This window comes from Pseudomonas sp. KK18 (assembly GCF_037094675.1).
In the GTDB taxonomy this organism is placed as follows: domain Bacteria; phylum Pseudomonadota; class Gammaproteobacteria; order Pseudomonadales; family Pseudomonadaceae; genus Aquipseudomonas.
In genome coordinates this window covers 6,052,504-6,066,041 of record NZ_CP146605.1, presented here as the reverse complement: position 1 = coordinate 6,066,041, position 13,538 = coordinate 6,052,504, and the positions used below count along the sequence as shown (strand labels likewise).

The 13,538-nt window shown below is 59.9% G+C and carries 9 protein-coding genes; 2 read left to right on the top strand and 7 right to left on the bottom strand.

Features of this window, described 5'->3' with window-relative positions; genetic code table 11:
* Positions 1–11: 11 nt before the first annotated feature.
* From algG to yaaA, 7 genes are all read right to left on the bottom strand, one after another.
* A complete protein-coding gene (algG, locus tag V6607_RS27490) occupies positions 12–1,571 on the bottom strand; it encodes a mannuronan 5-epimerase AlgG (RefSeq protein WP_043225844.1) in 1,560 nt (519 codons plus the stop codon).
* Complete coding sequence (locus V6607_RS27485; RefSeq protein ID WP_003216288.1) at positions 1,571–3,058, bottom strand: alginate export family protein; 1,488 nt, start codon at positions 3,056–3,058, stop codon at positions 1,571–1,573. The genes algG and V6607_RS27485 overlap by 1 nt, the downstream gene beginning before the upstream one ends.
* Entirely contained in the window at positions 3,055–4,434 is a 1,380-nt protein-coding gene (algK, locus tag V6607_RS27480; protein WP_134327297.1) for an alginate biosynthesis TPR repeat lipoprotein AlgK, read from the bottom strand. The genes V6607_RS27485 and algK overlap by 4 nt, the downstream gene beginning before the upstream one ends.
* A 135-nt stretch (positions 4,435–4,569) precedes the next feature.
* Positions 4,570–5,739: an alginate biosynthesis protein Alg44 gene (locus tag V6607_RS27475; protein WP_003216292.1), complete on the bottom strand. Its 1,170-nt coding sequence runs from the start codon at positions 5,737–5,739 to the stop codon at positions 4,570–4,572.
* Between the two features lie 36 nt (positions 5,740–5,775).
* The gene (alg8, locus tag V6607_RS27470; RefSeq protein WP_003216294.1) at positions 5,776–7,257 is read right to left on the bottom strand and encodes a mannuronan synthase; all 1,482 of its coding nucleotides are present in this window, start codon (positions 7,255–7,257) and stop codon (positions 5,776–5,778) included.
* 84 nt (positions 7,258–7,341) lie between these two features.
* Entirely contained in the window at positions 7,342–8,658 is a 1,317-nt protein-coding gene (locus tag V6607_RS27465) for a nucleotide sugar dehydrogenase (protein WP_003216295.1), read from the bottom strand.
* A gap of 868 nt (positions 8,659–9,526) precedes the next feature.
* Positions 9,527–10,306, bottom strand: coding sequence for a peroxide stress protein YaaA (gene yaaA, locus V6607_RS27460; protein ID WP_008435666.1), 780 nt, complete (start codon positions 10,304–10,306; stop codon positions 9,527–9,529).
* Between the two features lie 295 nt (positions 10,307–10,601).
* On the opposite strand from yaaA, the gene V6607_RS27455 reads away from it, so the two are divergent.
* Positions 10,602–11,726 (top strand): polysaccharide deacetylase family protein, encoded by a 1,125-nt coding sequence (locus V6607_RS27455; protein ID WP_134327296.1) that lies wholly within the window; start codon positions 10,602–10,604, stop codon positions 11,724–11,726.
* Positions 11,727–12,075: 349 nt separating this feature from the next.
* Complete coding sequence (locus V6607_RS27450) at positions 12,076–13,470, top strand: PhoH family protein (protein ID WP_008435664.1); 1,395 nt, start codon at positions 12,076–12,078, stop codon at positions 13,468–13,470.
* Positions 13,471–13,538: the final 68 nt, after the last annotated feature.

Sequence of the window (13,538 nt, the reverse complement as noted above, 5' to 3'; positions counted from 1 at the left end):
AAAGGTCATCCTCAGTCCTGCATTTCGGTCTGGCGTTCGACAGGGTCGATCAGCACGGCTTTCTTCTGGCGTACCAGCAAGTCGAGGATCTCTTCCTGGCGATCGCCAAGAACGCCCGAGAAGCTGATGCCACTGGATTTGGTCGGCGCAAGCATCGATACGCGGTACAGCTCGACGCTCAGCGGCGAGTCGATGGACAGCGGCCCGCTGCCGTTGGCGGCCAGTTCACCGCCGACCACGATCAGCGAGACCTTGGTGTCGAACGGGTCGAGGGCGATGTCGCGGTCGGTGTCGGTCAAATCCTTGATGTGGCCGTACACGCCGGTCAGCCCGTTGGCCATGGCAATGTTCTCGTACAGGCGAATGTTCACGCTGTTACGCACGCGGATGCCGTGGCGACGGTTGCTGATCACCTTGTTGCCCCACAGCAGGTTATCGCCGCTCTCATAGAGGGTGATGCCGTCGGTGTGGTTGCGGTAGATCTCGTTGTCGGCGATCAGGTTGTTGACGCTGTTACGGTCGATCACCAGGCCCGAGAGCTTGTTGTCGAAGCTGCGGTTGTTGAAGATGAAGCTGTCGTTCACTTCCCGGGAAATGATGATGCCGTGCTTCTTCTTCGTGCCGTAGACGGTGTTGTCGGTGATGATCAGGCCGTGTGAACGGTCGTGGGGGTCAATGCCGTAGACGATGTTGTCCTTGTAGGTATTGCCCTTGAGCACAAAGCCGGTGGTTTCGTAGCAGTAGAAGCCGTACCACATGTCCGAGAACTCGGAGTCGACGATCCAGCCCGTCGGCTCGGGGCGCTTGAGCACCTTGGCCATGTTCGGCGTGTACTGGGAAATACTCACGCCATACGACTTACTGTTGGCGTAGCCGAAACTGGCCATCTTGCTGTTGGCGATGTAGGTCTCGGTGCCGCCCCAGGCCAGCAGGAACGGGCGGAATTCCTTGGGCGACTGGAAGGTCGCCGGGCCGTTGGTCTTCTCGCGCCAGCCGGTGATTCTGGTGTCACGTACGAACAGCTGGCCGTCGTTGATCAGGAACGAACCGGCTTCCTGGGACAGGCGCAGCTCTTGAGTCTGCTTGTCGATTTCGAGGATGCCTTTACGGCCCACCACGATCGGCAACTTGGCCAGGAACACCCCCGGCGAGGTTTCGCTGAAGTACTGCTTGGGCACTTTCTTCAGCAGGTCCTTGAGGTTCATGTAGCCGTCGTCGACAAAGATCGCCTGGGGAATGCCGTGCTGGCGCACTACCCATTCGGCCATCTTGTTGTCGCCGCCGATGAAGTCCTTCAGGGCGTCTTCCTGCATCATCCGGCGGATGCTGATTTTGCCTGGCTTGGTACGCACGATCTTTTTCGCGATATTGGCCGCGGTGTAGCCGGACACGTCCGGCAGCGCAGGCTTGGCCATCTCCAGCGGCTCGGTCGGCGGGCTGGAGATGGTGTAGGTCTTGGCCTGTTGCAGCTCTTTGGCGATGGTCGGCGCTTTGTCGGCGAAGGCCGAGGCGCTGGCCAACAGCATGGCCGCGACGAGCAGGCTTTGAGACTTCATTGCGCAGGCTCCCATCAGAACTTCCAGATCACGTCGACAAAGGCGCGATGCATGTACGAGTCGACCTGGCTGCCATAGGCATCGCCCGGCTTGAACACGCCTGCACGGAAGCGCACCAGGGCCGACGGCTCGTCGATCGACTGGCTGAGCCCGGCCGGCAGCAGGCCTTTCTTGAAGTACTTGGTGACCACCAGGTCCATCTCCTGGCCGAGATCTTTCTTGCCGTCTTCAAGCGGCAGGGACGTGCTGGACAGGATCGCGCCGGTCACGTCATCGGTGTTGTTCTGCACGGCATCGATGCCGTTGCTGCCCACCGGCTTGTTGCCGTCGACGCGCCAGAACTTGTGGTACACAAGGCTTGCGTCATAGTCCTCGCGCAGCTGCCAGGACCCGAACAGGCTCATGGACTGCATGTTGTTCATCTCGCCGCGAAACGCTTCGCCGAAGCGGTGGACGCGGGACTGGGTACCGGTCCAGTTCGAACGGTTGCTTTGCAGGCCGTTCTGCTCGTATTCGGCACTGGCGCGGGAGTAGGCGGCGCCCACTTGCCACTGCGGGTCGAGGCGCAGGCGCACACCCAGGTCGGTGGCCCAGCCATTCACGTCATCGCTGCGTTTGGCATTGGCGGGGCGGGTGCCGTCGGCGTTCAAGGCGTTGACCGTGTCGCGGTCGCCCTGCATGCCGGTGACGCTCGCCCAGTAGTTGACGGTGTTGGTGTTGCGCCAGTTATAGGCATCGCTGTTGGCTTCGATGCCGAGCCAGGTCAGGTCGCCGTTCTCGCGCTTGTCCAGCGAGTCGGTGGCCACGCCCGGTTCCGGGTAGTCGAGCTTGCCGTCATCATGGGTGTGGTGAGCGCGCAGGCCGATCCACTGGCCTGGCGTCCACTGATAGGCGGCGTCGGCGTACAGGTGCTGACGGTCCTTGTCCTTGGGCGACAGTTCCTTGAGGTCGGTGCGGTATTCGCTGAAGCGCTCGGCGACGCCGACATTGGCCTTGAGCAAGGTGGTGTCGAAGGTCCAGTTCAGCGCTTCGATATTGGTGTCGCGCCATTGGCCGTCGTCATTGCGCAGGCGTTGGCGACCGAGCTTGAGGATCTCGCCGGGGTAGGGCGTGAAGCCGCCATAGGCGACCCAGAACTCGCGCATCGCCAGGTAGTTCTTCTTGCTCTTGCGGTCGTCATTGCTGGTCTGTTGAGTGGCGTCATCCGAGGACTGTTGCAGGGTGTCGGTCTCGATGATGTCGCTGGAGGTCACGGCCTGGCCCATGGCGTAGGCGCTCCAGTTGCCGCTTTCACCGTAGATCCACGGGCGCAGGTCAAGGCCGATGCCGTTGACGTCGCCGCCTTTCTGGGTGCCCAGGTCGCGGTCATCTTCGGATTGGCCGGTGACTTTGACTTCCAGGCCGAAGTTCTTGGCTTCGGTCAGCGCCGCCAGGGTCGGGCACGACCACAGCAGGGCGAAGGTCAGGCCGATACCGGCCTTGACGAATGGGTTGAGCTTCATAGGGATTCCTCGCCGTCTTCTTCTTGCAGGGCGTGCAATTGCAGCGTGCTTTGGGCCAGGGTGCCGCGCACGGCCAGCTCCTGTTGCACCAGGCGTTGGCCTTCGGCGCGTTGTTCCGGGGTCAGCGGCGCTTCGAGCTGGGTCGCCAGGTCGTTGGCTTCCGGCGTGTCCTGGGCCTTGGCCAACTGGCTGAAGACATAGGCGTTAAGCGGGTCGGGCTTGGTGCCCTTGCCTTGGGAAAACAGCTGGGCAATCGCGAAGTCGGCGCTGTTCTGGCCGTTGCGCGCAGCGGTCAACAGATGGTCCAGGGCCTTTTGCGAATAGACCTTGCCCAGGTAGCCACGGCGGTAGATCTGGCCGAGGTAGTAGTCGGCGGCGACTTCGCGGCCGACGGCTTTCTGGAAGTGTTCTTCGGCGGCCTTGGCGTCAGCCGGGACCCACTTACCTTCGTAGTAGAGCTTGCCCAGCAACAGTTCGGCGCGGGGCTGGTCGGCGGCGCGGCCGTTGTCGAGGTACTTCATCATCTGGTCGACGTCGCCCAGTTCCGGGAAGTCGTAGAGCAGTTGCGCCAGGCTGACCCAGGAGGCCGGGTAGCCGGGGGCGATTTTTTCCAGCAGGGCCTGGGCGGTTTTTTCGTCGGTCTTGCCCAGGCTTGCATCACCCAGTACACGAGCCACGCTGTCGACTCGCTGGGCGGTGACGGTGCCGCGGCTGTAGCCGGCTTCCATCTGCTTGAGCAGTTCGGCCTGTTTTTCCGGCTCGGCTTTTTTCTGGTAGACCGTGGCCAGCTCGACGTAGCAGATATCGGTGGTGTTCAGCGCCGCCTTGCAGATGCTTTCCACTTCATCCAGGTGCTGGTCGTAGGTGTCCTGGGTGCGATACAGCAGCACCTGGGCGAGACCGGCTTCCGGGTAACCCGAGGCGCGCCATTTGCTGATCTGCTGCTGGGCGTTGATGTTCGGGAAACTGTGCGGGTATTGCAGGTAGAGCATTGCCAGCGGGATCAGGGTGTTGCCTTCGCCATTGGCAAAGGCTCTTTTCAGCAGGCCTTCGGCTTCATGGTGTTCGGCTTCGGTCGCGCCGGGCTTGGCCACCAGCAGGCGGCCCAGGCGTGCCTGGGCACGGGGCGATGTATCGGCGGCCGCGCGGTACGTCGCTTCGGCCTGCTTGATATGCTCGGGGTCGCGGGTGCCGACCTGGATATCCGCCAGGCCCACTTGGGCCTCGCTGTAGCCCAAATCCGCGAGCTGCTGGTAGTTCTGCTGGGCAGTGACGGTGTCGCCACGTTTCAGCGCTTCATTGGCCAGGCGTTGGTCGGGCAGACCGGCGCAACCGGCGAGGCTGACCGCAACAGCCAGCAACGCCACAGTTCCCATGTGGGAGCGGGCTTGCTCGCGAAGGGGCCCTGTCAGTTGATGCATGTGTTGGCTGACACACTGCTTTCGCGAGCAAGCCCGCTCCCACAGGGATTGCGGTGTTTTTGAGAGAGTCATCACAGGCATGTCCTCTGCTTACAGACCGTTGGCCATGGCTTTGTCGATCAGCCAGTTCAGGGACGGGCCGCGATCGCTGGTCACTTCAACCGGGCGACCGGCGTAGGTGCTGTCCAGCGGGGCATCGGGTTTGATCTGCACGCGGATGTCGGAGGACATTTCGCTGCTGTTCAGGCTGGTGCTGCTGACGATGGTGCCGGTGCGTACCTGCTCTTCATCCGCTACCTGGAAGTTCACGCGGGTGCCCGGGCGAACGTCGGCAAACTGGCGATAGGAGAAGCGCGCATCAACGTTGGCCTGGCTGCCGCGTGGCACCAGTTGGAAGATCACGTCGCCCTTGCTGGCGTACTGACCGTCGGCGACCAGTTGCTGGGCCACGACGCAGTCGCACGGGGAGGTGAGGGTGCCGGTCATTTGCTTGCCGAACAGCTCTTCGACCTTGGCCGGTTGCAGCTGGTCTTCGTCCAGATGGCCCTTGAGTACGTCGAGCATGCTGGTGCTGAAGGTTGCCAATGGCGCGCCTTTGGCGGCGACCGCATCGCCTTTGATCAGGCTTTGCACGGTGCCATCGCGGGGCATGGTCACGTTCATCCCGGGCACGCTCACCAGGCCGGAGGTGGCGTGGCTGACGAAGTACATGCCGTACACCGATTTGACCACGAAGCCGAATGCCGCCAGGCCCACCACGAAGATCCCGAGGCTGAAAGTCACCGCCCGCAGGCGGCCACCGACGCTCATGTTGCTGCCGCCGTCCTTGACCTTGCGCGCCTTGGTGAAGTTGTCGCGTTGCAGGGTTGCCAGCACGTCACCCATGGTTACGATGTCACCGGCCAGGTGCGAGGTGATCAGGTGGCGCAGGGTGGAGATGTCTTGTGCATCGAGGTTCTGGAACTGGCAACCGGTGCGGCCGGTCTGGCGGTCGTAGGAGCGAATCTGCAGCTCGACGTCCATCGCCAGGCCCAGGTTGTCGATCACGAACTGCAAGCGACCCTTGTGCACATCGCCGACTTTCAGCGGCTGCTGCGGGGCGTTGAAGGCCAGGCCGCCGGCGGACAGGTCGATCACCCGCACTTCCATCGGTGTTTGATCGGCGCCGAAGAAGCGCAGCTTGGCCGGGATTTTGACCCGGGCGTGTTGGCGCTGGGCTTCGGATTCGTGGACAACGTTGGCGTTTACTGGGCTATTCATGGTGTTTAGTTCCTAGTTAATTCAGGCTTGGCAGGGTCAAACCATCATCAGCAACACGGCGACGAAAATGCTGCCGGCGGAGAAGGTCATGGTCCGAGACGACCAGGTGTTGAACCAACGTTGAAAGCTGGCCAAATCGCGGGTCAGTTTGGTGTCCTGGCGGGTCCAGGACTGTTGATCAAGGCGGAAGAACACGTAGATCTTCACCAGCGCGCCCATGATCTGGTTGTAATAGAGAATCACCGGGTAAGCCGGGCCGATCTTGTGGCCGGAGCACGACAGCAGCAGGGTCAGAATCAGGCGGGTGATGCCGATCCACAGCAGGTAGGCGAGGATGAACGCGCCGCCGTATTTGAAGGTGGCGATGATCGCCACGGTCAGCCCCAGCAGGGAGGTCCACATCGACACGCGTTGATCAAACAGCACGATGCTGGTGAACAGGCCCAGGCGACGCATACCCAGGCCCAGGGCACGTGAGTTCTGGCGCAGGTTGTTGCCGTACCAGCGGAACATCAGTTTGCGGCTGGCCTTGATAAAGCTCTTTTCCGGCGGGTGTTCCACGGTGTGGATCGCGGCGTCCGGTACGTAGAAAGTGTCGTAGCCCAGGCGCATCAGGCTGAACCAGCTGGACTTGTCGTCACCGGTCAAAAACTTGAAGCGGCCCAGGCGCCAGTGTTGCAGCGAGTCGCTTTCCACATCGGCAATGAAGCCCGGGTCGGTGACCACGTTGGCGCGGAATACCGACATGCGGCCGGTCATGGTCAGCACGCGTTTGGACAGGGCCATGGAGCACATGTTGATGTGGCGCTGGGCGAAGCGCAGCTTGTGCCACTCGCTCATGATGTAGCCGCCGCGCACTTCGCAGAACTCGTTGGTGGTCAGGCCGCCGACATTGCCGAACAGCTGGAACCACGGCACGGTCTTGCGCACTACGCCCTCGGCGAGCACGGTGTCGCCATCGATCACGGCCACTACGGCGCGGTTGTCCGGCAGGTGGCGGGAGATGGCGCGAAAACCGAAGGCCAGGCCGTCACGCTTGCCGGTACCGGCGATGCGCACGAAGTCCAGCTTGACGTGGTCGGGCGGGTTCATCCTGGCCCACAGGCTCTTGACCAGCAGCTCATCGGACATTTCCACCAGGGAGCAGACCACGGTGGTAGGGAAGCCACATTCGATGGCCTCGCGGATCACCGAGCTGTAGACCTGGGCCGTGGTCAGCGCGTCGATCCGAAAGCTGGTAACCATCAGGAATACGTGGGACGGGTCTGCCGCCTTGCCCAGCTTGCGCACTTTGCGCCGCAGGTGCGGGTAGACCACGTACAGGAACAGCATGCCGCGAAAGAAATGCGTAGCACCCATCGAGTAGCGCCAGATACCGACGGCGCCAATCAGGAAAATAAAATTCTTCGACTCTGAGTCGAACGTACTCGCCGGCAACAGCAGGGCGAGTCCCATCAGCAGGCTCAGGAAAAACAGCCAGCCGGCAGATTGGAGGAGTACGTGTTTTAACTTGGACATAGGCGTCATTCCGCAGGTGAAGGAGGTTTCAAGCAGCAAGCGCCGGGGATCAGGACGCTTGCCGCTTGAAACTTGCCGTTGCTGTTACCAGCAAATGCCTTCGGTACGGCCGCTCACGCTGGTGGCCTTGGACATGAAGCCCACCAGGTCGACCACTTGCTTGCCGTGGGGGGCGTTGTGCGCCAGGGCACGGAACTTCTCGTCGCGGTTGCCCAGGATGATCACGTCGGAGTTGTTGATCACTTCGTCGAAGTCCGAGTTGAGCAGGGACGACACGTGAGGGATCTTGCCTTCGATGTAGTCCTTGTTGGCGCCGTGCACGCGAGCGTATTCGACGTTGCTGTCGTAGATGCTCAGGTCGAAACCCTTGCCGATCAGCATCTCTGCCAGTTCCACCAGCGGGCTTTCGCGCAGGTCATCGGTGCCGGCCTTGAAGCTCAGGCCCAGCAGGGCGACTTTGCGTTTGTCGTGGCTGGAAACGATGTCGAAAGCGTTTTGCACCTGGGACTCGTTGCTGCGCATCAGCGAGTTGAGCAGCGGCGCATCCACGTCCAGAGAGCCTGCGCGGTATGTCAGGGCGCGCACGTCCTTGGGCAGGCAGGAACCGCCGAAGGCAAAGCCCGGGCGCATGTAGTACTGGGACAGGTTGAGGGTCTTGTCCTGGCAGACCACTTCCATCACTTCGCGACCGTCGACACCTACCGCCTTGGCGATGTTGCCGATCTCGTTGGCGAAGGTCACTTTGGTCGCATGCCAGACGTTGCAGGTGTACTTGATCATCTCGGCGACGGCGATGTCCTTGCGGATGATCGGCGCGTCGAGTTCTTCGTACAGCGACTGCAGAACATCGCCGGAAGCGGTGTCGAATTCACCGATGACGGTCATCGGCGGCAGGTCGTAGTCGGCGATGGCGGTGCTTTCACGCAGGAACTCAGGGTTTACGGCGACGCCGAAGTCGACGCCGGCTTTCTTGCCCGAGCAGTCTTCGAGAATCGGAATCACCACATTGGCCACGGTACCTGGCAGCACGGTGCTGCGGACCACGATGGTGTGACGGGAGGTCTTGTCACGCAGGACAAAACCGATCTCGCGGCACACCGATTCGATGTAGTTGAGTTCCAGGTCGCCGTTCTTCTTGCTCGGCGTGCCGACGCAAATCATCGACAGGTCGGTATCACGGATTGCCTCGGCGAAATTGGTGGTGCCGCGCAGTCGGCCGGTTTGAACGCCCTGGCTTAACAGCTCGCCCAGACCCGGTTCAACGATGGGGGATTTACCCGCGTTGATCAGGTCGATCTTTTCCTTGGAGATGTCTACGCCAACGACCTCATGGCCCCGTGCAGACAGGCAACCGGCACATACCGCGCCGACGTAACCCAAACCAAATATGCTGATGCGCATCGCATTTACCTCATTGTTAATCGTGCCACTAGATGGCCGGAGTTCATGTTTTGAAGCGTCACCCAGGCACTGGGAAGTGCGACGAATAAACGTCGGTATATCCAGTGCAGGCATACTAAAAGTCGAGTGGCTAACTAATGCACTCAAGTTGTGCGCAACTTGGCCTTATTGTTGGGGCTTGCCCTGAAATGCAGCCAGCCTTCCTGGGGAAGGGCCTGGCGCCAGTGCCGCAAGGCGTTGACAGGGGCTTTGAGCCCTTATATATCAACGGCTTGGGTTGTCTCACTGACCCATACAGGTGAGCTCAGCCTTGGCCTTGTCGGAGAAAGTAGTGAAACCTTTGCGTCCGCCTTCAACTAATCAGTTGATGATTTGACCATTTAGTCAAAGTCATATGACAACTTTGCTACTTCCCTTGGTCGCCACGTAAGTCATCTCTTACATCTTCAGAGATAATCGTTACCGGTGGTATGAGCGGTGCTTTAGGACATAGTTCCTGTCCACTCATCCTGTTTCCGGAAATTTCTTGAAATATTAGGAAAGATGGCACTAGTACTATTCTGATAGCACTTGCTATTTAGGCCAGTAGTTGCGGGGAGTTGCGAGGGGTAAATAGTTTTGTGCCACTACTGTTTTAAAAAAGTGGTGCCACTACGAAAAAAATTGACGAATGTCGAGTGAAATAAATGTTAGGGAATCTGAAGAATTATTTTTGACGCCAAATAAATGGCGAATTCGGAATTGGAATGCAAAAAAAATGTGGGAGCGGGCTTGCTCGCGAAAGCGGCGTGTCAGGCAATAAAGGCATCGACTGAACCACCGCTTTCGCGAGCAAGCCCGCTCCCACATTTGGATCTTCGTTGTCAGGTTATTCCGGTGCGTGATCCCGCAGGAACACCAGGTTATCCGGCTTCGACTGCTCCGCATTGAAGCGATAACCCTGCACGTCAAACTCCTTGAGTCGGGCCGGGTCGTTGATGCGTTCTTCAATTACAAAGCGGCTCATCATGCCGCGGGCCTTCTTGGCGTAGAAGCTGATGATCTTGTACTGGCCGTTTTTCAGATCCTTGAACTCGGTGTTGATGATTCGCGCATTCAATGCCGGGCGTTTGACTGCCGAGAAGTACTCGTTGGACGCGAGGTTGAGCAGCACGTCATCGCCTTGTTCGGCCAGGGCTTCGTTGAGCCACTCGCTGATGCGGGTGCCCCAGAAAGCGTACAGGTCCTTGCCACGGGCGTTGGGCAGTTTGGTGCCCATTTCGAGGCGGTACGGCATCATCAGGTCCAGTGGGCGCAGCAGGCCGTAGAGGCCGGAGAGCATTCGCAGGTGATCCTGGGCGTAGGTGAAGTCGGCGTCCTTGAGGGTTTCGGCGTTGAGGCCGGTGTAGACGTCGCCCTTGAATGCCAGCAGGGCTTGTTTGGCGTTGGCGGGGGTGAAGGCGGGGGTCCAGCTGCCGAAGCGTGCGGCGTTGAGGCCGCCGATTTTGTCGGAGACGTGCATCAGTTCGCTGATTTGCGCCGGGCTGAGTTCGCGCAGTTGTTCGATCAGCTCCTGGGAGTGGTCGAGGTATTGCGGCTGGGTGAAGCGCGGGGTGACCGGCTTTGACTCGAAATCGAGGGTTTTGGCGGGGGAAATCACCGTCAGCATGAAGTCGTCTCCTTTAATCGTGGGGGGATTCTAGGGGGTAGGGCGGTTTGACTCCACCTATGATGGTGATAGATAGCTGTGCGGTCGTTGGGGGGGCATATCCGTTTCTGCGGTTACGGCGGCTTATGGTTTCGCTCTTACAGCGAGTCACTTTGCAAAAGCGTTCAAAAGTGAGCCGCTGTAAGAGCGGAACCAATACAAGCCATCACTCAAATAACGCATATACACACCAACCCAATAGCGCCCCCACACGATCGGCTATAGTGCCCGACGACTCTGGAAAGGGAGACCCTTCGTGCGAATTGCGCTTTTACTGTCAGCCTGGCTCATCTGCCTGGGCGCCCAAGCCGCCCCTGTGGATGTCGCGACCCTGGACCGCGGCACCTGGCCCGAACGCCTCAGCAGCCCCGCCCTGTTCGACGTCGCCTCACGCGCAGAAATCCTGATGTTCGCCCACACCCTGCTCGCCAGCGAATCCCTCGACGAACCCGCCCTCAAGCAGCGCCTGGGCCTGAAGATCATCAACCAGGCCTCGATCGACGACCTGCGCCGTCAACTCTGGCAACGGCTACTGGAAAACTACACCTTCGCCCAACAGAGCTGCGAACAGGACGCCTCCTTCTGCTACCTGGTGGAAAACATGGACGACCTGCGCGAACAAGCCGCCAAATTCGAAGTCAGCGACAACTCCTTCTATATAGGCTGGGCCGGCCCCAGCCGCGCATTCCACGAGCGCTACCTGGATGAACAGTTGCGCAAGGCCGCCCTGTTCCCCCAGATCAGCAGCGAAATCGCGCGCTTCGGCGACCACGAGCGCAACGGCGACGAACTCAACGACCGGATGTTCCTGCTGACCTTCGACAGCGGACCGTCCCCGGTCAGCGGCAATACCGACTGGCTCGCCGACTACCTGCGCAAACAGAAAATGCACGGCCTCTTCTTCGTGCTCGGCAACAGCCTGCAAACCCGCGTCGAGAAAAGTTCGGCCACCGATGTGCAGGCGCTGTACCAGGGCCAGTGCGTCGGCATCCAGGGCTGGCAGTACCGCTCCCATAGCCACTGGGTCGACTGGCAGTCGTCCATCACCCGCAGCGCCTCCCTGGCGCAAAACCTGATGCCGGAAAACTACCTGCCGCTGTTCCGCCCGCCGTACGGTCAGCGCCGGTCCGACAGCCAGGGATTTTTCCAGTCACAAGGGCTGCAAGTGGCCTTGTGGGACATCGACTCGGAAGACGAACCCGGCAAGCTCAAGGCTGATGAGTCGGCGAACCGCGTGCTCACACTGATGCTGTTGTGGCGGCGCGGGGTGATCGTCTTCCACGACACCCAGGACAAGGCGCGCATCGCTTTACCCTGGCTTTTACACGCCACGGCAGAAAGTGGACTCGGCTGGCAGGATTGCCGCGAAGCGTTTCGCTGAAAAAGCACGAAAAGCCCGGCCCTGTTGGGGCTGAGGTTTTTCAGGGGGGAATTTGGGAGGTATTTCGATACAGGCGGACTTCCGACTTTAACGGTGCAATGCCGGCGCGCCTAGTGCTATTCGTCATCCTGAAAAATAAACTTCAAAAAAGCGTCAAAGTGCTTTTTCCTGTCATGTGTTTTGCGGTATTACGAAGACAGACAGCCGAAACCTGCAACACAGGTGGCGTCTTCCAAGACACCTCTTGTGTGCACCGCACTTGACGCCCCTCAAGTGCGTTCGACGGTCGAATCGAGGCGCAGCACTGTCGTGGTATTGCGTCGACTGGCTCCCACAAAGGTGACCGAGTATGGATGATCATGGACGTAACCCTTCTTCCGACCAGCCAATCCTTTATGTGCTTGATACCAATGTACTGATTCACGATCCAAACGCACTGCTCAACTTCGAAGAACACCACGTCGCCATCCCGATGATCGTGCTTGAGGAGCTCGACAAACTCAAAAGCGGGCACCACAGCGTTGCCGCCGAATGCCGCCAGGCCATCCGCCTGATCGACAAGACCCTCGGCGAAGCCTCCCCCGACGATGTCGAGGTGGGCGTACCGATCCAGCGTGGCAAAGGCGGGCCCAAGGGCTTGCTGTCGATTCTGATGAACAAGCGCAGCGAGCCCAACAGCCTGCTGCCGGAAAATCTGAACGACAACAAAATCATCAACCAATTGATCGACCTGCACGCACGCGACAAGGATCTGCGCCTGGTGCTGGTGACCAAAGACATCAATATGCGCCTCAAGGCACGAGCGTGTGGGATCGCTGCCGAGGACTACAGTACCGACCAACTGGTCGACGACGTGTCGATGCTGTCTCGTGGTTATCACACCATGACCGGCTCGTTCTGGGATCGCGTCAGCAAGGTCGAAACCCGTCAGGACCATGGCCGCACCTGGCACCAGGTACAGCTGATCGACAACCTGCCGGCTGTGCACATCAACGAATTCATCATCGACGAACAGGGTTTTGTGGGCTGGATCAAAGAGATCCAGGTCGACAAGCTGCTGATCCTCGACCTGCATCAGGAACCCCTGTTGCACCAGGAAGCCTGGGGCCTGAAACCGCGTGATATCTACCAGAGCCTGGCGCTGTATGCCTTGCTTGATCCGGACATCCACCTGGTCAACCTGACCGGCGCCGCAGGTTCGGGGAAAACCATCCTCGCCCTGGCTGCCGCCATCGAACAGACCATGGTTACCAAACGCTATCGCCGCATCATCGCCACCCGCAGCGTGCAGGGCCTGGACCAGGAAATCGGTTTCCTGCCCGGCACCGAAGCGGAAAAAATGGAGCCGTGGCTGGGGGCGATCACCGACAACCTCGAAGCCTTGCACATGGATGACGAAAACACCCATGGCAGCGTCGATTACATCCTCAGCAAAGTGCCGTTGCAGTTCAAATCCCTCAACTACATTCGAGGTCGCAGCTTCCAGCAGAGCCTGATTTTGATCGATGAATGCCAGAACCTCACGCCGCACCAGATGAAAACCATCATCACCCGTGCCGGCGCCGGTTCCAAAGTGGTGTGCCTGGGCAACCTGGCACAGATCGACACCCCTTACCTGTCCGCGACCAGCTCCGGGCTGACTTACCTGACGGAACGCTTCAAGGACTTCCCGAACGGCGTGCACATTGCGCTGCAAGGTGTCCCTCGCTCGATTCTGGCCGAATACGCCGAATCTCACCTGTAACCACGGTCAATGTGGGAGCTGGCTTGCCTGCGATAGCATCACCTCGGTGTAACTGACATACCGAGGTG

Excerpts from the sequence above, each read along its gene's own strand:
- V6607_RS27450 (WP_008435664.1), top strand. The coding sequence starts at position 12,076 with ATGGATGATCATGGACGTAACCCTTCTTCCGACCAGCCAATCCTTTAT.
- algK (WP_134327297.1), bottom strand. The coding sequence starts at position 4,434 with ATGGGAACTGTGGCGTTGCTGGCTGTTGCGGTCAGCCTCGCCGGTTGC.
- V6607_RS27475 (WP_003216292.1), bottom strand. The coding sequence starts at position 5,739 with ATGAATAGCCCAGTAAACGCCAACGTTGTCCACGAATCCGAAGCCCAG.
- V6607_RS27465 (WP_003216295.1), bottom strand. The coding sequence starts at position 8,658 with ATGCGCATCAGCATATTTGGTTTGGGTTACGTCGGCGCGGTATGTGCC.
- yaaA (WP_008435666.1), bottom strand. The coding sequence starts at position 10,306 with ATGCTGACGGTGATTTCCCCCGCCAAAACCCTCGATTTCGAGTCAAAG.
- V6607_RS27485 (WP_003216288.1), bottom strand. The coding sequence starts at position 3,058 with ATGAAGCTCAACCCATTCGTCAAGGCCGGTATCGGCCTGACCTTCGCC.
- algG (WP_043225844.1), bottom strand. The coding sequence starts at position 1,571 with ATGGGAGCCTGCGCAATGAAGTCTCAAAGCCTGCTCGTCGCGGCCATG.
- alg8 (WP_003216294.1), bottom strand. The coding sequence starts at position 7,257 with ATGTCCAAGTTAAAACACGTACTCCTCCAATCTGCCGGCTGGCTGTTT.